This is a genomic window from Leucobacter albus, assembly GCF_039528015.1.
In the GTDB taxonomy this organism is placed as follows: Bacteria; Actinomycetota; Actinomycetes; order Actinomycetales; family Microbacteriaceae; genus Leucobacter; species Leucobacter albus.
In genome coordinates this window covers 823,918-842,202 of sequence record NZ_BAAAKZ010000003.1, presented here as the reverse complement: position 1 = coordinate 842,202, position 18,285 = coordinate 823,918, and the positions used below count along the sequence as shown (strand labels likewise).

Sequence of the window (18,285 nt, the reverse complement as noted above, 5' to 3'; positions counted from 1 at the left end):
CGGGGGCAAGTGGAGGGTTGAAGACTGGCCACGGCCCGAAACCCAGCCTCGATTAGGATTTTCGAAGACAAACTGAGGAGCCGCACATGCGTACTGCCGAGTACACCCGCCGTCTCGGGGTTCCCAAGATGCGCGCGCGTGATCCGCTCGAAGTGTTCCGGTCGTCGAGCCCACTCGAACTGTTTCTCGACCTCGTGTTCGCGATTGCGGTGTCGCTCGCATCGGCGCAGCTCTTCCAAGCCGAAACCACCGCGCACATCGGCGAGGGGATCGTCGCCTACCTCATGGTCTTTTTCGCCGTGTGGTGGGCCTGGATGAACTTCACCTGGTTTGCGAGCGCATTCGATTCCGACGACTGGTGCTATCGGGTGCTCACGCTCACCCAGATGGCGGGGGCGATCGTGCTCGCGGTGGGGGCAACCCCAGCCATGGTCGACGGAGACTTCGGGCTCATCATCGGCGGGTACGTCGTGATGCGGCTCGCGCTCGTCGCGCAGTGGATCAGGGTGGCGTGCAGCCACTCCTCGGTTCGGCGCACCGCCCTGCGATTCGCGGCAGGCATCAGCGTCGTCCAGGTGCTGTGGGTGCTGTTCGCGTTCGTGCCAGACCACCTGTCGAAGTTGATCTTCTGCGTCCTCGTCATCGCGGAGCTCTCCGTTCCGGCATTCGCCGAGAGCGCGGGTCGAACCCCCTGGCACCCGGGGCATATTGTCGACCGATTCGGCTCCTTCACCCTGATCGTGCTCGCCGAATCGGTGCTCGCTGCGACCACCGCCGCCGCGAACGCGATTGAACAGGCGACGCACCTCAGAGACTTCGTGTTGATCGGCCTCAGCGGGTTCGCGCTCGCCGCCGGCATGTGGTGGGTCTACTTCTCCACCGACGCGCGTGCCTGGCTGCAGAGCCGACGAAACGCGCTCACGTTCGGCATCGGCCACTACCTCGTGTTCGCCGCCGCCGGCGCGTTCTCAACTGGAATCAAGGTGCTGTTGGACTTCGAGGCCGGCCGCGCCGCGGTGACGGGTGCCGAGGCAATGCTGTTGCTGGCGGTGCCGGTCGCGGTCTTCGTACTGGGCGTGTGGGCGCTTATCCTGAGGCGCCACCTCACAAGCTTGCAGAGCGCATGTTTCGTGCTCGGGGCCGGTCTCATCGCGGCCTGCCCGCTGCTCTCGGAGGCCTGGGTCGCGCCGCCCGTCGCAGCCCTCGCAGCCGCGGGGGTCATGGCCGCACTCGTTGTCGTGATCGAGGTTTCTGGAGTGCGGCAGCGCGCCTGACGCCAAACGCCTAGACCCGCGTCGAGATGCGGCCCCCTCAGCGCACGAGTCGTGTCTCGAGCCGCTCGATCGCGGTGGCGAGCGTCTGATCGTTCTTCACGAATGTGAAGCGCACCCAGTTCGCGAGCGCTTCTGCGGTCGCCGACCCCTCGCGGCAGAACGCCGAGAGTGGCACGCACGCGACCCCAACAGCGCCGGGCAGCCAGCGCGCGAACGCCGCACCGTCGGGCACATCGGCGCTGAGAAACGGCGTCGCGTCTGCGCACACGAAGTAGGTGCCCTCGGGTCGCACCGAGGAAAACCCCACGCGGCTGAGGCTCGCGAGCAGCAGTTCGCGGCGGGCGTCGAGTGTCTCGCGAAGCGAGGCGATATCGGCGTCTCCGCCAACGAGCGCCCGAGCAATCGCCGGCTGGAAAGGAGCGCCGCCCGAGTAGGTGAGAAACTGTTTGACCGCGAGCACCGCCTCGATGAGCTGCGCGGGCCCCGTCACCCAGCCGATCTTCCAGCCCGTCAGCGAAAACGTCTTGCCAGACGAGGAGACGGTGAGCGTGCGCTCGCGCATTCCGGGCAGCGTGGCGATGGGGGTGTGTGTTGCACCATCGAACACGAGGTGCTCGTACACCTCGTCGGTGATGACGAGCGCGTCGACCCGCTCTGCGGCGTCGGCGATGAGGCCGAGTTCTTCGCGCGTGAGCACCGTTCCCGTCGGGTTGTGCGGGGTGTTCACGAGAATGAGTTTCGTGGCGGGGGTGACGGCAGTTTCGAGCGCTGCGCGATCCACCGCGAAGCCACGCGTGCTCGGCACGAGCGGCACCGTAACGTGCGTCGCGCCAGCCATCGCGATCGCCGCGGCGTGCGAATCGTAGAACGGCTCGAGGGTGACGACCTCGTCGCCCGGGCCGGCGAGCGCGAGAATCGCGGCGGTGAGCGCCTCGGTTGCGCCCGCGGTCACGAGCACCTCGGTTGCGGGGTCGAGCTCGATGCCGTAGTGGCGCGACTGGTGCGCGGCGATCGCCTCGCGCAGTGCCACGATGCCGCGGCCCGGCGGGTACTGATTCTCGCCCGAGCGGATCGCGTCGATCGCCGCCTCGCGGATCCACTGCGGGCCGTCGTCGTCGGGGAATCCCTGGCCAAGGTTCGCGGCCCCGGTCGCTGCGGCGAGCGCACTCATCTCCGCGAAGATCGTCGGGCGAACGCTCCCGTCGCCGCTTGCGAGCCCCGCCGCCACTGCCACATCTTTCCACCGTGAAGTCATACCCACCAGAATAGGAGGTGAGGCGCCAGCTTCGGGCGCACGTGACGGAAGATGGCACGCCGATGACTCAGATCGAGCAGCGCGACCCCTTCGAAGCGCTCTCCGCAGAGCCGAGCCCGCTCGCCCCGCTCTGGCTCGCGCTGTTTGATCACCACGTCTCGACCGGCGCCGCCGGGATGGTGACGAGGCCGCGCGAGGGGAGCTGGCCGCGGCGACGCGACCACTACCGTGACACGATCTCGGGTTCGCCCCGCGCGTCGCTGTGGATCGCGACCGACGATGGCACGCCGGTTGGCTACGCGCTGAGCTTCGAAGACTCGCTGGGCGGATCGGATGCGCTTGGCGGATCGGGTGCGCAGGTCGGATCGGCCGATGCGGCAAGCTCACGCATCGAAGTGCTTGAGACGCTGTCATTGCTGCCGGAGACCCGTGGTCAGGGTCTCGGCGCTCGGCTTGTCTCGATCGTTGAGGGCGCGGCCACGGCCCGCGGGATCGAGCGTGTTGCGATCGATGTGATGGGTGGAAACGACCGTGCGCTGCGGTTCTACACCCGCGCAGGGTACGCCCCTTACTCGAAGACGTGGATGCGTTCGGTGCACCCCGCTCCCGGCGTGGTGCCGCCGGCGCTCGGCGACACGAGCGATGCGGAGGAGGTGTTTGCCGCGTTGGGAGTCTCGCTCACGCAGACCGGCCACAGCGACGACACGTGGGTGACTGCGTCGAGCGTCGTCATGCTCGACGTTGCCGCGGGCGCGGTGCCTCCTGTGGGTGCCGGTGGCGTTTCTGCCGGCGGTCGTGCCTTCGAATTCGCGCGGTGGATCGCCGAGCTCAATCGCGGGATCGACCTCCTTGCCGAGGCTGGCTATTGGACAGTGTGGGCGGAGTCCCGCGTGAGCGAAAGTGCAGAGGCGCTCGGCGATGCGCTCATAGCGCGAGGCTTCAGCCACGGCATGACGCGGGTGCTGAAGTGGCGCTAGTCGCATACTGGTGGTGCAGTGCCACTTCGAGCCCCGGGAGATGCGCCTAGTTGCGCCAGAGAGTCGACAGCGGCAGCGCCCAGAGGCGGTCCCCAAACGAGTGAGCCCGTTGGCCAGTGTGCAGCACGACGCCGGCCACGAATTGGTCTCCCACGCGGTCGCGAAGGTAGCGGAGCCCGGCGAAGTCGGCGTGCCCAGGGCTTGAGGATGCCTTGACCTCAATACCCGCGATACTTCGGCTGCGATCCTCAACAATGAAGTCGACTTCGCGGTTCTCGTCGTCGCGGTAGTGGAACATGCGGGTCGAACGTGTTGACCATGTACTCTGCTTTGCAAGTTCGCCCGCTACGAAGCCTTCGAGCAGCCCTCCAGTGATCGTGGAGGAGATGGCAGCCTCGAGCGCGTCGAGTTCCACGCCCGCAAGGTGCGCTGCGAGGCCGGTGTCGCTGAGTGACACCTTGGGTGTAGACACGGCTCGATTTGCAATATTGTTTGACCACCCCGGAATCGATCTGGTGAGAAACACGCTTTGCAAAGCGTGGAGATATGCCGGGATGGACCGCGCCGGAATATCGATGTCGCGACCGATTCGCGCCGCAACAAACTCGCTGGAATTGCGCGCAGCAATGACATTCAAGAGCGTTTCCAAACGATCGGGGTACAGAATGCCGGTGATGTCAGTCGTGTCCTTAGTTAGTAGGCGCTCGGTGTATGCCCTGAGCCACCGATCGCGCGAGCGCGCTGTGCGACGACGCGCCTCGGGAAAGGATGGCGTGATCGCCAGCTGGAGATACTTGCGTCGGTCGATGTCGGACTGTTCCGGTGGCTGGCCTCGTGTTGGAAGCTCCCAGAGGAACGAGACAAAGTCGGCCTTGCGGCCCTCGAGTTCGTCTTGGCTGAACCCTTCCAGTTGGATCGTCTCAGCGCGTCCCGCGAGCGACTCGTGAGCCCCGCGCAAAGACAACAGATTGGCGGAGCCCGTGGCGATGAAACGGCCTGGCCTACGGTCCCTGTCCACATTTGCTTTGAGGGACGTCAATAGCTCTGGAACCCGCTGAATTTCGTCGACCGCGAGAATGCCTTCCGGGAACTGTGCGGCGAACCCATCGGGGTCGGCCTGAGCTGCGTTCCGGTCTCCAAGGTCGTCGAGGTTGACCACGCGAGCATGCTTATCTTCGATCAGTTGACCCATCAACGTGCTCTTGCCGACTTGGCGGGCCCCGCTGATGATCGTGATTGGCGTGTCGGAGAGTGTCTCCTGCGCGAGCCCGGCGACGTTTCGCGGCACGAAATTTGTCTTCATGGCGTCGAGACTAGCCCGCGGTTCGCACAAATACGAGCCCCGGTTGCCGATTCCCGGGTTTCTGGTCGCCGATTCCCGGGTGACACGTTGCCGATTTCCGGGTTCAACACTGCCGATTTCCGGGTTGATCAACGCGTAATGACGAGAGAATGACCGCGCGGAGGATACGCTCGGACCAATTACATGCAATGTAGCATGCGTGCCTGTGAAAGTGCATCCTGGTCAGGGCTTTTTGAATTGGCCATGATGGAGTTAACGCCGTAAGGGCGCTCCGGAGGTCTCGGGTTGAGCTCGATGCCATACGCATCCTGATCCCCGCCCCGGAGCCTTGCCCTGAGCGTGTGCCCTCGGGCGACTCCCGAGCGCGCTGGTCTGTTTCATGAGGGTCCCAGGATGCAGGCCAAGCAGTGATGCCGGTGCAGCGATTGTCGATCGCCTCGGCGATCGCGTCGCTTACACCAACACGAACGTGACCGAGGAGGCCGCCATCGAAGCCGTCGTCGCGGCAACTGTCGAGCGCTTCGGCAAGCTCGACATCATGTTTAACAACGCCGGCGCACAGGGTGGCCAGGCTCCGATCATGGAGATTGGTCAGGCGGGCTTCGAGAAAACCCTGTCGCTACTCAGCAGCTCGGTGATGTTCGGCCACAAGTACGCCGCGCGCCAATTCAAGACGCAGGGCGGCGATGGATCAATCATCTCGACCGCCTCAGCCGCCGCATTCCAGGGTGGTTGGTCGGCCGCGGCCTACACCGTGGCGAAGCACGGAGTTGTCGGCATCGTGAAGCAAGCGACGCCTGAGCTCGCGCCGCTCGGTATCCGCTCCAACGCCATCGCATCCGGAATCATTATGACCCCGATCATGTCGCGCGGCTTCGGGATTCCGGAGGAGAACGCGGCAGAGTTTGTCGCCTACCTCTCGGAGAAACTTGGGCCGACGCAGCCCAGCGGCCGCGTTGGCACGCCGGAGGACATCGCGAAGGCGGCAGTGTTCCTCGCGAGCGACCTGTCGGAGTTCGTGAACGGCGTCGTGCTCCCTGTGGATGGTGGCATCACGAGCACCAACCTGGGTAGCTTCACCGACGACCTCACCGCCGCCGGTGTGGCGCACCTCGGCCGCTAACGACTGGGTGCCGCCGGGCACCAATCGCTCACTACCTACGCACTGAAGCCAGGCTCCACGCAACGTGGGCCTGGCTTCAGTGCTGCCTGGATGGGTATTGCACGCGTAGGATCGACGCGTGGGTAAGTCATCTCGAGCGAGCGGCGCGCCAGGCGCTCTGACGTTTTCGACCCTCGCACTCGTCGGCCTTGGCGGCGCGGTCGGAACCCTCGCCCGCTACCTGCTCGGCGTCGCCCTTCCGTGGAGCGGCACCGTGAGCACGTTCGTGATAAATATTGTGGGTTCGTTCGCGCTTGGCCTGCTCGTCTCTGCTCTCGCGGGCCGGGCCCCGCGCCTCCAACTGCTGCTCGGAACGGGGTTCTGCGGCGGGTTCACGACATACAGCGCCCTCGCCGTTGGGGTCGCGGAGCTCGCTCGACTCGGCAGCGCCGGGGGAGCGCTCGCCCTCGCGCTCGGCACCGTTGTCGCCGCCGCACTGGCGACGGTCGCCGGAGTCTGGATCGGCACGGTGTGGATCGGCACGGCGCCGATCACAGGCCGTCGCAACAGTACTGCCGGGTCGGCGGCGAACCGTGAGTGAGCTCAGCCTGTTCGGCGCGCTCCTCGTCGCCCTTGGTGGTGGTCTCGGATCCACCGTTCGCTTCGCGCTCGACACCTGGGTGACCCGCCTCGCGCGCCGCCGCGCGGACGCGCCCGCGAAGGCGTTCTTCCCGTGGGGGATCACGCTCGTGAACGTCAGCGGATCGTTACTACTCGGCCTGCTCGTCGGCGTGCTCGGCGCGGCACCGGATTCGCTCGTCGTGCCAGCTGCCGCCGCGCACCCGGCATGGCTCGGGCTCGGCGTTGGCCTCCTCGGCGGGTTCACGACCTTGAGCACTGCGAGCCTCGACACCGTGCGGCTCGCGCGCGCCGGAAGGCTTGCTGCGGCCGCGCTCAACGCGCTCGGCACCCTGGGCGTCGCGGTGCTCTTCGCGCTGGCGGGGGTACTGCTTGGCCCAACGTTCGCGTAGCCATACGGGGCGGCGCCTGTCAGCGGGCGCGCTTCTTCGCGAGCCGACCCGCGCGCAGCCTCCCAATGTCGCTGGCAAGCGGGTCGAGAGCGTCGACCACGGTGTCGAGCATTCCAAGCGCTCTGAGTATTTGCATTGTGTTGCCGAGCGATACGCCCGGATGACCCGTTTCGAGCTTACGTAGCGTGTCTCGGGTGATTTCAGCGCGCTCAGCCACCTGTTGTGCGGTGAGGCCGAGCACCATGCGCCAGCCGCGCACGTGCTCGCCAAACTCGACTCGTTGGCGGTCTATCCGGTATCCGGCCACAGCACAGCTCCCTTGCTCGAGTAATGCCGACTACCCTATGCGTATCTTGGTGATAAGGCGAGGGTAGTCGGCATTGGGTACTCGAAGCTTGGAGGGAAGGGGAGCCCGTTAGCCGCGCAACCCGTTGAGCCACGCGACGAGGCTCCGGGGCTCGACGCCGAGGCGGGCGGCAGCGCCGGTCTCAGGGGCGAACGTGAAGTCGGTCTCCGCGCCGAGTGCCGTGTAGAGGCCCGCGACGCCTGCCGCGGGGCCCTCGCCGAGCAGCGGGGCGATGCTCTTGCCGAACTCTGCGGGTGTGACCTGCTCGAAGCTCACCGGGGTGCCGAAGGCCTCCGCGAAGGCTTCAGCGAGCTCGGGTCCAGTTGCCGGGGGAACGTGGCCGACGCCGACGGTGCCCGTGACCGACGGATCGCGAAGCAGGGCGACGATCGCATCGGCGACGTCGAGGTGCGATGCCCACGAGACCGCGAAGTCGGGGCGCACGGGGTACCGCAGCACCCCTTGTTCGCGCACGCCGGCCTGCACGTGCGGCAGCAGGAGGTTCTCAAGGAAGAGGCGCGGGGCGACCACCGCGGTCGAAATGCCGGTTGCGACCGCGCCATCGATGAGCTGCGCGAGCGCGGAGTCTGGCGCGACCTGCAGCCTGGTGCCGGGGGCGTCGACGATCGATCCACTTGTCGAGATCACGACGCGACCGGGCCGCGCTTCGCCGAGCGCCGTGACGACGGCGCGCGCGATCTCGAGCCGCGTTTCTTCCGTGCCGAGCGGCAGGTGCACGAACACCGAGTCTGCGCCCTGGTACGCGGCGGTGAGCTGCTCGGCGGAGGTGGCGTCAACGGCGAGGCTGTTCGCGCCGGGAATTGACTGGCCGAGGCGGCTGAGCGCGATCGGCTGCTCGCCGAGGGCGATGAGGGCATCGAGAACGGGGGATCCTTGGGCGCCTGTCGCGCCGTGAACAACTGAGGTCATGCATCAATAGTGCAGACAATGCATCAGTTACATCAACTGCACTGTTGGGGTATTCTTCAAGTTATGCAAAATGAGCTTCCAGAATGCGGTGTCGCGCGCTTCCTCGTGCTGCTCGAGGGGCCGTGGGCGACCCTCATTGTGCGCGAGCTGCTGCACGGCCCCCTTCGTTTCGGGCAGCTGCGCGAGGCGCTTCCCGGGATCAGCCCGCACACCCTCACGAGCAGGCTCCGTCAGTTCGAGGCGCACGCGCTCGTGACGCGCACGGTGTACGCCGAGGTGCCGCCGCGCGTCGAGTACGAGCTCACACCGCTCGGGCAGCAGCTGCGAACGGTGCTCGATGCGATGGCCGAGTGGGCGCTCACGGTACCCGCGGTGGCCGATCGTGAGGGAGCGCTGTGATGGGTGGTCGCCGTCGTTGGAGGAACATTGCTGGGGGGTCGCTCGGGCGCCGCATCGCTCTATGCAGTGTCGCCGGCGCCCTCACGGCGGGGTCGCTGGTCGGGTGTGCAACGGGTGATGCGGTGCACGATCAATTCGCCAGAGAGTTCTCGCGAGACCCAGCAGTCGTCGAGCTCGATCTGTCGAGCGCCGACAACCAGGCGTTCACCGGGGGCGTCGGTGGCGAGGTGTCGCTGCGCGACGACATCACGGATGCCGAGCTTCGCGCCTTCGGCGAGCGCGTTCGCGAGTTCGCGGTGGATCATGACACCCGCGTTTTGGGCTCCGCAGGGCCGTCGAACGTGCGGATCTCGGTGCTCTTTGACGGTTGGCGGGTTCCGGTGCTGCTCGACGAGGCACAGGGCGACGCGCTCCTCGATGCGACGAAAGAGCTGCGAGGCGATTCTCGCGTCGATGCCGTGGTGTTCAACTCCGTCGAGTTCACCACGGTTGTAGATAGCGCCACGATTGAGATCGCCGATGGTGACACGGCGTTCGCAATGCTCGCCGAGAGCCCCGGCCTCTTCGCTCAGCTCGCCCCGAGCCCGACGCTGACGGTCACGACGCAGCCCGGCGCCGCGGCGCGCGTCGTGCTTGCCGGTGCGCCCGGCCCCTGGCTCGGCTCGGCCCGCGCCGCATACGACGGCCTCACCGCGGAGCTCGCGCTCACCGGGTTCGAGGCCGACCAGGAGGCCGCGACGATCACGCTTGCCAACGAGGCTGATCTCGCACGCGCCGAAGCGCTCGCGCGGGCCGCGCTGCAGGGATCCACCCTCGCCGTCACCTTTCAGAGCGACCTCGTGACGCTGTTCCCCGGCGCGACCGGGGGCGCGGCACGCGCACTGCTCGCGGAACTCCCGGAGAACGCCAGGGCAGCGCTCGAGTCTGTGTGGACTGATGACCGAGCGCTCAAGCTCGGCGCCACCGATACGGCAGCAGTTGCCGCGCTGGCGCGCGCGATCGACGGGGCTGGCGCTGGCGGCGCTGGCGGCGGGGCCGAGCCGCTGAGCCCCGTCACGATCCACACGGGGGATCAGAGCGAGCCGGCGCTCTCCATCCAGGGCGCCCCGGGTCAGCTCGTGGCTTAGGCCACGGTCGGTGTCGCGTTGAGCGCTCGGGGAGAGGTGGCCCGGGTCGCGCTCCTGCCCGGCTCGTCGCTTGAGCTCGCGCTGGAGGAGCGGCCCACGCAGGCCGACCTCGCCGACTATGCCGCGGCCTTGAAGCCGCTCGCCGAACCCGGCGACCGGGTCTGCATTGACGCAGCCAGTGGCGGGTCGTTCTGCGTGATCGCTGCACCGCAGCTGTCAGACGCCGAGCTGAACGACCGCGCGAAACGGGCAGGTGCCCCGTTTATCGAGGCATGGAACGAACGCCCGTGAGCGCGGGAACAGCGAAATTTGCTGTCGAATAGCGACGTGATCTTCACTCTCTGGTCGTTCTGACGTGGACATTTTCCCGCGGCAATTGTTGAAGCAGCCGATATCGGAATCCGCGCTGGCTGCCGCTGTGGGGGCGCTGGGGATGCCCTCGCATCCTGCACAATAGGGGAATGCAGAATTCGGGGTGGCAGCAGCTGATCGCACGGGTGCATGCCCAGATTCCGCAGTTGCTCGCGGACTTCCTGACCGAGCTCGAACAGCACGACGACTACCGCGAGCACGCCGTGAACTCGCAAGACGTCGAGCACACCGCGACGCAGGCGTTCGAGATCTTCCTTGAGCGGCTCGAGACAACTGATCCGCTGCCGCACGGCGCGGAGTTCGCAGACCGCCTTGGACGCCGCAGAGCCCGCCAGGGCGTACCATTCGCGTCATTTCTTGAGGCGGTGCGGATCAACTTTCGTGTCCTGTGGCGCGCGCTCGAACGAGCCGCGCAGCCCGATCTCCTCGCCGTGCTCGTGGAGAACGGCGAACGCGTGTTGGCGGTCGTTGAGTGGTACGCGACCGAGGTGCAGCGCGCGTACCTCGCCGAGGCAGAACTGCTTGAACGGCAGCACCGCAGCACCAGGGAACGCGCCATCGCGCGGCTGTTCTCCGAGCGGCTCACCGCGGCCGATGCGGCCGAGGTTGCGGCGACCCTCGGCGTCGAATCGGGGGCCGAGTACGAGTTTCTCGCCATGCACACTGGTGCCGGGCACGGCTCAGAGTCAGCTTCGAGTGGCCCTCGACCGCCGGCCGGATCGCTCGCCTACGACGACGGTGAGCACGTATTTTGGTTCCGCCAGCGTCGCGGGCAGGCAACTTTGCCGGACGGCGACCCCAGCCTCAGCGGCGTGTATCTCGCGCGGGTGCCGGGGCTCGCTGCGCTCAATCGCGCGGCGGCGCTCACGAAGCGGATCGCGGTGTCGGTAGACGGTGAAGCCGCTGGGCGGGCTGACGGGACTGCGCCGCCGCGGATCCACACCCTCGTCACCGCGTTTGGCGCGCTCGCGTCTGACGCGATCGGTGAGGCCGTCGCGGGCTTCGAGTACGAGCTGCTCGGCAGCTTCGCCGAGGCGCCAGACGACGAGCGGGAGCGCCTCACAGCTACCGTGCGCACCTTCGTCGAGTGTGGATCGGTGCAGCGCACGTCGGAGGCGCTGTTTTTGCACCGCAACACGGTGTTCAACAGGCTGAAGCAGTTCGAATCGCTGACGGGGCTCGACGTGACGGTGCCGCGAGACGCAGTCGTCGCGCTCGTGCTGCTGCGCTGACGAGCTGCACTGACCAGCTGCACTGACCAGCTGCTGCTCTCGCTGTAGTCGCTGTCGGAATGCACAGCGCCCGGCTTGGTTCGTGAGCGAACGCCCACTGACATGCGCGGCCGCCGGGCGTAGCGTCGAAGCAGCATCGACGTTTACGCACGCCGCGGCTCCGCCTGTGCGCGGCTCCCGGCGGGCACGACCCCAGGAGACAGCAGCGCAATGAGCACCCACGAACCGACCACGCAGCAGCACGTTCAGCAGCAGCTCACGCAGGAGCAGGCCGACCGCATTCTCGCGGCGGTCGACGCGCAGTTCGACGACCAGCTCGCCCGCACCGCGGAGCTCGTCGCGGCGCCGTCGCTGCGCGCCGGTGAGGAGGCTGCGCAGGATCTCATCGAACGCCACTACCGCGAGCTCGGGCTCGAGGTCGACCGGTGGGCGATCGGATCAGACGAACTGGAGGCGCACCCCGGCTACGGTAAGGCGACCGTTGACTACAGCACGATGACGAACGTCGTCGGCACGTATGCGCCGAGCGTCGAGGCTGGCCGCTCCCTGATTCTCAACGGCCACATCGACGTCGTGCCCGAGGGCCCCGAGTCGCAGTGGTCGCGCTCGCCGTGGGATGCGCGCGTCGAGGGCGACTGGATGTACGGTCGCGGTGCGGGCGACATGAAGGCGGGGCTCATCGCGAACCTGGCCGCGTTTCGCGCGGTGCGCGCAGCGGGGCTCGAGCTCACTGGGCGCGTGCACCTGCAGTCAGTGGTCGAGGAGGAGTGCACCGGAAACGGGTCGCTCGCGGCGCTCCTACGCGGCTACACCGCAGACGCCGTCATTATCTCGGAACCCGAAGAGGATGCGCTCGTGCGCGCCAACGTTGGTGTGCTGTGGGGCACGATCCGCGTGAGTGGCAGCCCGACGCACCCGCGCGAGATGGCGAGCGGGTTCAACGCGATCGACGCCGCCTACGACGTGATTCGCGCGCTGCGTGTGCTCGAAGCACGCTGGAACGCGGAGCAGGGCGAGCATCGCTACTTCCAGGATCTTGATCACCCCATCAACTTCAACATCGGCGGCATCACGGGCGGCGACTGGCCGTCGAGCGTGCCAGCGTGGTGCGAGTTGCGTGTGCGAATCGCGACCTACCCCGGCGTCACCGCCGACGACGCGTGGGCTGCGGTCACCGAGTGCGTTGCCGCTGAGGCGAGCGACGACTCGCGCCACCCGGCCTTCGCTGTCGAACTCACCCCCGACGGGTTCTACGCAGAGGGCTACGTGCTCGAGCCAGGCAGCGAGGCGGAGGCGCTGCTCGAAGAGACTCACCGAACCGTGTTTGGGAAAGACCTCACGAGCTTCACGACCCCCGGGTACCTCGATGGGCGGGTGTTTGTGAACTACGGGAATATCCCGACGCTTGTCTATGGCCCGATCTCAGAAAACATCCACGGCTTCGACGAGCGGGTGAGCATCGAATCGATCAGGCGCTGCACGAAGTCGATGGCGCTGTACCTCGCGTCGTGGTGCGGGGTGGTTGAGGCCGCTTCGGCAGCGTAGCCGGTTCTCAGGAAATGCATCGATAGGCTCGGAGGGCCCGCCCCGACCGGGGCGTGGCCCGCCTGCCGACCAAGCCGGCGACGAGCAGATGGAGAAATCGTGCAGCACCGCGACGAGTTGACTCCGCAGGAGGCGGCGATCTCGGCACTGCGTGCGGCGGGGTGGCGCTGGGTGCCGCGGGGTGCCCACGAGCCTGTCGCGCCTGCGGATGGCGGCGTCGACGAGCCGAGCAGCGAGCCCTGCTGGCAGCAGAACGTGGCGCTGACGGCGTGGCAGCGGTCGTACGACGAGCTTGCGAGCGAAGACGAGAGCGTCTGGTTTCTCGCAGTCGCAGACTACGGTGAGCACGGCGCGGGGAGCGATGCGTTTGCGTGGAACGCGTTCGAACGATTGAGCCTCGAGGGCGCGGTCGATGCCGATGAACGAGCCGCGGTGACGCGCTTCTGGGCGCGGCATCACCCGATCATGCTGTCGGTTCGCGGAGCCTACAGCTACCTCGCCCTGCGCGATGACGGCGCGGTTGTGTTCGGTGAAGAACCCGAGTTCGAAGCAACGACCACCGTCGCTGGCAGTGTTGAGCAACTGCTCGAGTCGATTGCGTATTGGGGGTCGGTGATCACGCCCGAAGCTTCCCAGTCGGCCTCGCCGGCCTCGGCGGCCTCGCCTGCCTCGCCGGGCATCGCTGGCCCCGATTCGCTGCGGGAATTGATGCGCCTACTCTTCGGCGAGGGTGCCCGGCCCTGAGTGGGTAGGGCGTCTACCGGTAGAACCCGTCGCGCAGGTTGATGCCGTGCTCGACCCACGCCTTGAGCGCGGCGAGCATGCCCGTCCACCCCTCACAGTTGCCGAACGCTGCCTTCGCGCCCACTGCCGTTGCCTGCCACGAGCTCTCGGTGATGGTGACGAGCGTGCGGGTGTCGTTGTCCACTGGCTCAAACTCGAAGACAACCCTGGTGACGCCGCGCGTATCGGTCGTCGACTCGTTCTCCCACTCGATCACTATGCGCTGGGGCGGCGTGGCCTCGGCGACAGTGACGGGGAACTCACCTGGGAAATCGGCGAAGTCCCACTGCGCGACAGTGTTCGATTCGAGACGGCCCTTCGCGCCGCCCGTGGTGAAGTAACGCGAGAGCTGAGAGGGGTCTGCGACCGCTTCGTACACCTCGGCGCGCGGGCGCGAGACGCGCCCGGATACGGTGAATGTGAGTTCTGAGAGTGCGTCATTGCTATTCATGTTGTAATTTTACAACATGACCAATCGAGCTGTCGATGACGAGATTGATGATCGAGTCTTTAAGGCGCTGGCGTCGCCAGTGCGCCGTCGCATGCTCGATGCGTTGAAGCTGTCGCCCCACACGACTGGGTCGCTCTGCGCACTCTTACCAGAGATCGACCGCACCACGGTGCTGCAACACCTCCGCGTGCTCGAGGCCGCGGAACTGGTCACCGGTAGAAAGGTCGGCCGCGTGCGGCACCTGGCGCTCGCGCCGCTGCCGATCAAGCGGATTCATGACCGGTGGATCAGTGGTTATATGGACGCGGCCGTCGGGTTGCTCGATGAGCTCTCGTCGCCTGAGGACGCCTGAGGGTCTGTCGCCCCTTTGCGGCGGTGCCCGGCCCAGCAGTGCGAGCGTATCTACGATCAGTGGATGGCCGCCGCGGGCGTCGCCGGGGCGCGCCTTCGGTAGTCGCTGGGGGAAACGCCCCAGTGGGCCGAGAAGCGGCGGCTCGCGTAACTCGGATCAGACCAGCCAACTGTGCGGCCGGTCGCGGCGACAGTGAGCTCAGTCGTGCGCAGCAGATACGCCATCCGCTCGGCGCGGAGTCGCTGGAGATGCGTCATCGGGCCAACGCCGAGGTCGGCGCGGAAGGCGCGTACGAGCTGCGACGCCGAGGTGTTGAGGGTGGATCGCTGGGCCCATCGCACCCGCCAGCTCGGGCGAGGCGCTGAGCGTCGCGAGCAGCCCGGTGGTGAGGTACACGTTTGTGAGCTCAAGCTCGGGGAGCGCGCGGTGTGCGTGCCAACCTTCCGGGCCAAGAATGATGAGTGTTCCTGGTGTGAGCGGGTGGACGCCGGCCTCGGTGAAGTGCTCCCCGTTGCCTGCGGTGAGGAGTGCGACCTCCGCGAATTCGTGCGAGTGGGCGGTCATATCGTTGCGCACCACAATGAGCTCGGCCGCGAGCACCGCGGCCGGATCGGCGAAGACCTCGGCCTCAGACAGGGAATGCAGTGTGTCGTTCACACCGACAGGCTCAGTTCGTCCATGTCTTGGCGCGTCAACTCGACGCCAGCGTTCACGAGTTCCGTGGCGCGGGCAATGGCGGTTTCAGGGGGTTAGCGCAACACCTTGGATGAGTTCGTCTAGCTTCTCACCCGGCGTCGCGAATTCCAACGTTTTCCGTGGGCGAATGTTGAGCAGCCACTGTGTTCTCGCGAGGTCTTCATTGCTGACCTCGTTGAAATCAGTGCCTTTGGAATAGACGTCTCGGACGAGGCCGTTCAGGTTCTCGTTCGTGCCGCGCTGCCAGGGCGAGTGCGGGTCGCAGAAGTAGAACGCGCAATCGTTCGTGACCATGAAGGCCGCATGCTCGGCCATTTCTTGCCCATGGTCCCACGTGATCGAGCGCAGCAGGTCTTCTGGGAGATCGGTGACCATGTCTCGCATGGCATCGAGCACGGTTCGGGAATTTTTTGCTCCGGGGAGCCTGCCAAGAAGCGCGAACCTGGTTTGACGTTCCACAAGAGTGACAATGCCAGAGTTGTTCGGGCCAACGACCAAGGCGCCCTCTCAATGCCCAGGAACTGCCCGGTCCTGGACCTCCGCAGGCCGGTCCGAGAGGCGGGCCCCGTCAAGCCAGGGCCGGCTCGACCTGCGCGGAAGCTTTGACTGTGGCTTCCTGCCAGTCCGGCCAGAGCGCAACGCTTTCACGACGGTGAGCTCGTGACGGAGCGCTCCTTTGCCCTGCATGTACAAGGCCTGGTAAATCGCTTCGTGTGACACGTGCATCTGCGGTCGGTCGGGGACGTCTCGTTTGAGTTGTCCCGCGACTTGCTGCGGGGAGAACTTCAAATTCAAGCGTGTCACAACCTCAGCCCGAAGTCTCGAATCCGACAGCTTCCCGGGACGTTCGCGGCCACGCTCCGCGGCCGCGAGATAGTGAGCGACTTCGGCATCGTAATGATTCACCTTCCAATGCTCCTGCTGGTGTGCGTGTATCTCCCGTGACACCGTCGACGGGGAGACGCCGAGCTCGCGTGAGATTGCTCTCACTCCCAGTGGCGGCACCAACGATAACGCAGCTTGAATGTACGACCGGTCAGCGAGCGTGAGTCGACGATACGTCGCAGGCCTCAAATGAGGTACGGCTCGGGGTATTTGAGCGAGGCCGCCTGTCCGGCCCATCATCAGCTTCATGCCAGCAAGTTTCGCCCAGTTCTGGATGGTTGCGTAAGAGACCCCGGTTATAGCGGCCGCAGACAGCAGAGACTCGGGTCCCATGCTGTGGCTGAGCGAGCATCGGCTTGAGTTGATGTTTGAAGCTGCGCCCACGCTGGCGTGATGGCGCGGCTGAATGGCTATGCCGACCTGTAGATCGGTGCGCACTCGGGCGGTGAGCGCGGAGGGTGGCGGGCGGAAAAGGCAACAGGTACAATGTATGTGTAACCGTTCCTGTTCGATTGGAGGCGACATGAACACTGCATTTCTGCCAGACATGCTGGGATACAAAGATCTCGCAGCCGCAGGGCTAACGCGCAGACATTTTGAACGCTTGATCGAACTCGCGGAATACGATCGGATCGCACCGGGGCAGTTCTTACGAGCCGGCGCGACGGATGACACCACCGCAGCGTGGATGGCAATTGCTGGAAAACGCCCCCAAGCAACTCTCTGTCTGCTGACGGCACTGTCGCTACATGATCTCACCGATGAGATCCCTGCACGGAGCAATATCGCAATCCCTCGAGGGGCGAAGCCATTGACGGTCTGGAGCGCACCGATCAGTTGGCACCATTTCGACGCGGGGACTTTCGAAATCGGCCGAACAGAACACGCTCTGCCTGGCGGGCGCAACATCGGGTTGTACTCCGCGGAACGCACGATCATCGATCTCTTTCGCCTCAGTCATGAGTGGGGTATCGATCTTGCCGTCGAAGCACTGAAACGATGGCTTCGAGAGCGAGGAAACAGCCCGGCAAAGTTGCTCGCCATGGCCAAGCACTTCCCGAAAGGCAAGCCCGCGCTCCAAAACGCACTGGAGATACTGCTATGACACCGAACATCCAACGCGGTACTCCAGCCGGCGACGCAGCGCTGGCGCTCCGGCGGCTCGCGCGTGACTCGGGCTCGGACGTGCAGGAGCTGCAGACACTCTACGTGCTTGAGGCCTTGCTCGCTCGAATCGCTGTGTCGGCCCATCGGGACGATTTTGTGTTGAAGGGTGGCGTGCTTCTGGCAGCATTTGCCGCACGCCGCCCCAAAAAGGACATCGACCTGCAAGCTACCGGGTTCTCGAACGATGCTGCGGTTGTGACTGAACTGGTCCGCGCAGTTGTGGCGCACGATCTCTCCGATGGTGTGGTCTTCGACGCGGATAGCGTCACAACCTCCAGCATTCGTGACGGCGACATTGACGAGTATGCTGGCGTTCGCGTGCGACTCGTCGGGCGGCTCGGCCGTGCCCGGCTTACTGTTGGTATCGATGTCAATTTCGGCGATCCGATCTGGCCTTCACCGCAGCTCATCGAGATGCCCCGCATTTTGCCGCTCGACCAGCCGCCAGTTCTGCTTCTTGGATATCCGCTGGCAATGGTGCTTGCAGAGAAAATCGTCACCGCAATTGACCGCGGTGAGGGCAACACGCGCTGGCGGGATTTCGCTGACGTCTATACGCTCGCACGCCTTCATGCGGTTGAAGCCGAGGCGCTACGCAAATCGCTAGAGACCGTGGCGGCCTACCGGGGCGTGGATCTTACGCCGTTGTTGCCGATGCTGAACCATATGCCAGAGCGTGCACAACCAAAGTGGCGGGTCTGGCGCACACGCGTCAACCGACAGCGTGAGCTACCTGAGGTTTTCGTGAAGGTACTCGATGCAGTTGCACATTTCAGCGATCCCGTGTTGAAGGGGCTCGCAAAAGGAAACTGGAACACTGCCACGCAAAGGTGGGAAACTGAAGTTCACGGCTCCACCGTCGGCAAGTGACCCCGGGCGCGACCCTCGAGATCGCAACTCCCGACGCTCCCGGCGGGGCAGCTGGATGGACGACAACACATAAGAAATCCTTACACGTTGGAATTGCGAGAGCCGGATCGATCCGGTCCACAGTGCCCACCAACAATATCGACGCAACAGCCGCATGCGGCAACCATGCCCAAAGCGCTGTCGCGGCT

At 65.7% G+C, this 18,285-nt stretch carries 21 protein-coding genes and 1 pseudogene; 14 read left to right on the top strand and 8 right to left on the bottom strand.

Going from position 1 to position 18,285, the window contains the following annotated elements; genetic code table 11:
• Positions 1–86 precede the first annotated feature (86 nt).
• Positions 87–1,274, top strand: a complete 1,188-nt coding sequence (locus tag ABD115_RS07515; RefSeq protein WP_343959774.1) for a low temperature requirement protein A — start codon at positions 87–89, stop codon at positions 1,272–1,274.
• Positions 1,275–1,311: 37 nt separating this feature from the next.
• On the opposite strand, the gene ABD115_RS07510 is transcribed toward ABD115_RS07515, so the two are convergent.
• Entirely contained in the window at positions 1,312–2,529 is a 1,218-nt protein-coding gene (locus ABD115_RS07510) for an aminotransferase class I/II-fold pyridoxal phosphate-dependent enzyme (protein ID WP_343959772.1), read from the bottom strand.
• 62 nt (positions 2,530–2,591) lie between these two features.
• On the opposite strand from ABD115_RS07510, the gene ABD115_RS07505 reads away from it, so the two are divergent.
• Positions 2,592–3,506 carry a GNAT family N-acetyltransferase gene (locus ABD115_RS07505; RefSeq protein WP_343959770.1) on the top strand — a complete coding sequence of 305 codons (915 nt, stop codon included), beginning with the start codon at positions 2,592–2,594 and terminating at the stop codon, positions 3,504–3,506.
• Positions 3,507–3,552: 46 nt separating this feature from the next.
• Here the strand turns inward: ABD115_RS07505 and ABD115_RS07500 are convergent, their stop codons facing one another.
• Positions 3,553–4,809, bottom strand: a complete 1,257-nt coding sequence (locus ABD115_RS07500) for an ATP-binding protein (protein ID WP_343959768.1) — start codon at positions 4,807–4,809, stop codon at positions 3,553–3,555.
• Between the two features lie 379 nt (positions 4,810–5,188).
• Between ABD115_RS07500 and ABD115_RS07495 the strand changes: the two genes are divergently transcribed.
• The 3 genes from ABD115_RS07495 (at position 5,189) to ABD115_RS07485 (ending at position 6,942) form a co-directional block, all read left to right on the top strand.
• Positions 5,189–5,932, top strand: coding sequence for an SDR family NAD(P)-dependent oxidoreductase (locus ABD115_RS07495; protein WP_343959766.1), 744 nt, complete (start codon positions 5,189–5,191; stop codon positions 5,930–5,932).
• A gap of 118 nt (positions 5,933–6,050) precedes the next feature.
• Positions 6,051–6,512 (top strand): fluoride efflux transporter FluC, encoded by a 462-nt coding sequence (locus tag ABD115_RS07490; protein WP_343959764.1) that lies wholly within the window; start codon positions 6,051–6,053, stop codon positions 6,510–6,512.
• Positions 6,505–6,942 carry a CrcB family protein gene (locus tag ABD115_RS07485; RefSeq protein WP_343959762.1) on the top strand — a complete coding sequence of 146 codons (438 nt, stop codon included), beginning with the start codon at positions 6,505–6,507 and terminating at the stop codon, positions 6,940–6,942. The genes ABD115_RS07490 and ABD115_RS07485 overlap by 8 nt, the downstream gene beginning before the upstream one ends.
• Positions 6,943–6,961: 19 nt before the next feature.
• Here the strand turns inward: ABD115_RS07485 and ABD115_RS07480 are convergent, their stop codons facing one another.
• A complete protein-coding gene (locus ABD115_RS07480) occupies positions 6,962–7,249 on the bottom strand; it encodes a helix-turn-helix domain-containing protein (RefSeq protein ID WP_343959760.1) in 288 nt (95 codons plus the stop codon).
• 108 nt (positions 7,250–7,357) lie between these two features.
• Complete coding sequence (locus ABD115_RS07475) at positions 7,358–8,218, bottom strand: NmrA family NAD(P)-binding protein (RefSeq protein ID WP_343959758.1); 861 nt, start codon at positions 8,216–8,218, stop codon at positions 7,358–7,360.
• 63 nt (positions 8,219–8,281) lie between these two features.
• Here ABD115_RS07475 and ABD115_RS07470 point away from each other — a divergent pair, with 63 nt between their 5' ends.
• From ABD115_RS07470 to ABD115_RS07445, 6 genes are all read left to right on the top strand, one after another.
• On the top strand, positions 8,282–8,617 hold the full coding sequence (locus ABD115_RS07470; RefSeq protein ID WP_343959756.1) for a winged helix-turn-helix transcriptional regulator: 336 nt from the start codon (positions 8,282–8,284) through the stop codon (positions 8,615–8,617).
• Positions 8,618–8,739: 122 nt separating this feature from the next.
• A complete protein-coding gene (locus ABD115_RS07465; protein WP_343959753.1) occupies positions 8,740–9,744 on the top strand; it encodes a hypothetical protein in 1,005 nt (334 codons plus the stop codon).
• An 18-nt stretch (positions 9,745–9,762) separates the two neighbouring features.
• Entirely contained in the window at positions 9,763–10,035 is a 273-nt protein-coding gene (locus ABD115_RS07460; RefSeq protein ID WP_343959751.1) for a hypothetical protein, read from the top strand.
• Positions 10,036–10,205: 170 nt separating this feature from the next.
• Entirely contained in the window at positions 10,206–11,348 is a 1,143-nt protein-coding gene (locus ABD115_RS07455; protein WP_343959749.1) for an RsbRD N-terminal domain-containing protein, read from the top strand.
• A 210-nt stretch (positions 11,349–11,558) separates the two neighbouring features.
• Positions 11,559–12,893 carry an ArgE/DapE family deacylase gene (locus ABD115_RS07450; RefSeq protein WP_343959746.1) on the top strand — a complete coding sequence of 445 codons (1,335 nt, stop codon included), beginning with the start codon at positions 11,559–11,561 and terminating at the stop codon, positions 12,891–12,893.
• A 99-nt stretch (positions 12,894–12,992) separates the two neighbouring features.
• Positions 12,993–13,637, top strand: a complete 645-nt coding sequence (locus ABD115_RS07445) for a hypothetical protein (protein WP_343959744.1) — start codon at positions 12,993–12,995, stop codon at positions 13,635–13,637.
• Between the two features lie 13 nt (positions 13,638–13,650).
• On the opposite strand, the gene ABD115_RS07440 is transcribed toward ABD115_RS07445, so the two are convergent.
• Positions 13,651–14,127: an SRPBCC domain-containing protein gene (locus ABD115_RS07440; protein WP_343959742.1), complete on the bottom strand. Its 477-nt coding sequence runs from the start codon at positions 14,125–14,127 to the stop codon at positions 13,651–13,653.
• Between the two features lie 16 nt (positions 14,128–14,143).
• On the opposite strand from ABD115_RS07440, the gene ABD115_RS07435 reads away from it, so the two are divergent.
• Positions 14,144–14,479, top strand: a complete 336-nt coding sequence (locus tag ABD115_RS07435) for an ArsR/SmtB family transcription factor (protein ID WP_343959740.1) — start codon at positions 14,144–14,146, stop codon at positions 14,477–14,479.
• Between the two features lie 56 nt (positions 14,480–14,535).
• Here ABD115_RS07435 and ABD115_RS16610 read toward each other — a convergent pair whose 3' ends face one another.
• The 3 genes and pseudogenes from ABD115_RS16610 to ABD115_RS16605 all read right to left on the bottom strand — a co-directional run bounded on the left by ABD115_RS16610 (position 14,536) and on the right by ABD115_RS16605 (position 16,393).
• Entirely contained in the window at positions 14,536–14,736 is a 201-nt protein-coding gene (locus tag ABD115_RS16610) for a helix-turn-helix domain-containing protein (protein WP_382389075.1), read from the bottom strand.
• Positions 14,678–15,136: an AraC family ligand binding domain-containing protein gene (locus ABD115_RS07430; RefSeq protein ID WP_343959738.1), complete on the bottom strand. Its 459-nt coding sequence runs from the start codon at positions 15,134–15,136 to the stop codon at positions 14,678–14,680. The genes ABD115_RS16610 and ABD115_RS07430 overlap by 59 nt, the downstream gene beginning before the upstream one ends.
• An 84-nt stretch (positions 15,137–15,220) precedes the next feature.
• Positions 15,221–16,393, bottom strand: a pseudogene (locus tag ABD115_RS16605) (IS30 family transposase).
• A gap of 190 nt (positions 16,394–16,583) precedes the next feature.
• Between ABD115_RS16605 and ABD115_RS07420 the strand changes: the two are divergent.
• Positions 16,584–17,165 carry a type IV toxin-antitoxin system AbiEi family antitoxin domain-containing protein gene (locus ABD115_RS07420; protein WP_343959734.1) on the top strand — a complete coding sequence of 194 codons (582 nt, stop codon included), beginning with the start codon at positions 16,584–16,586 and terminating at the stop codon, positions 17,163–17,165.
• Positions 17,162–18,097: a nucleotidyl transferase AbiEii/AbiGii toxin family protein gene (locus ABD115_RS07415; protein WP_343959732.1), complete on the top strand. Its 936-nt coding sequence runs from the start codon at positions 17,162–17,164 to the stop codon at positions 18,095–18,097. Before ABD115_RS07420 ends, ABD115_RS07415 begins: the two co-directional genes overlap by 4 nt.
• Positions 18,098–18,285 lie beyond the last annotated feature (188 nt).

Excerpts from the sequence above, each read along its gene's own strand:
- ABD115_RS07440 (WP_343959742.1), bottom strand. The coding sequence starts at position 14,127 with ATGAATAGCAATGACGCACTCTCAGAACTCACATTCACCGTATCCGGG.
- ABD115_RS07505 (WP_343959770.1), top strand. The coding sequence starts at position 2,592 with ATGACTCAGATCGAGCAGCGCGACCCCTTCGAAGCGCTCTCCGCAGAG.
- ABD115_RS07435 (WP_343959740.1), top strand. The coding sequence starts at position 14,144 with ATGACCAATCGAGCTGTCGATGACGAGATTGATGATCGAGTCTTTAAG.
- ABD115_RS07420 (WP_343959734.1), top strand. The coding sequence starts at position 16,584 with ATGAACACTGCATTTCTGCCAGACATGCTGGGATACAAAGATCTCGCA.
- ABD115_RS07515 (WP_343959774.1), top strand. The coding sequence starts at position 87 with ATGCGTACTGCCGAGTACACCCGCCGTCTCGGGGTTCCCAAGATGCGC.
- ABD115_RS07510 (WP_343959772.1), bottom strand. The coding sequence starts at position 2,529 with ATGACTTCACGGTGGAAAGATGTGGCAGTGGCGGCGGGGCTCGCAAGC.
- ABD115_RS07495 (WP_343959766.1), top strand. The coding sequence starts at position 5,189 with ATGAGGGTCCCAGGATGCAGGCCAAGCAGTGATGCCGGTGCAGCGATT.
- ABD115_RS16610 (WP_382389075.1), bottom strand. The coding sequence starts at position 14,736 with ATGACGCATCTCCAGCGACTCCGCGCCGAGCGGATGGCGTATCTGCTG.
- ABD115_RS07475 (WP_343959758.1), bottom strand. The coding sequence starts at position 8,218 with ATGACCTCAGTTGTTCACGGCGCGACAGGCGCCCAAGGATCCCCCGTT.
- ABD115_RS07470 (WP_343959756.1), top strand. The coding sequence starts at position 8,282 with ATGCAAAATGAGCTTCCAGAATGCGGTGTCGCGCGCTTCCTCGTGCTG.
- ABD115_RS07450 (WP_343959746.1), top strand. The coding sequence starts at position 11,559 with ATGAGCACCCACGAACCGACCACGCAGCAGCACGTTCAGCAGCAGCTC.
- ABD115_RS07500 (WP_343959768.1), bottom strand. The coding sequence starts at position 4,809 with ATGAAGACAAATTTCGTGCCGCGAAACGTCGCCGGGCTCGCGCAGGAG.
- ABD115_RS07415 (WP_343959732.1), top strand. The coding sequence starts at position 17,162 with ATGACACCGAACATCCAACGCGGTACTCCAGCCGGCGACGCAGCGCTG.
- ABD115_RS07455 (WP_343959749.1), top strand. The coding sequence starts at position 10,206 with ATGCAGAATTCGGGGTGGCAGCAGCTGATCGCACGGGTGCATGCCCAG.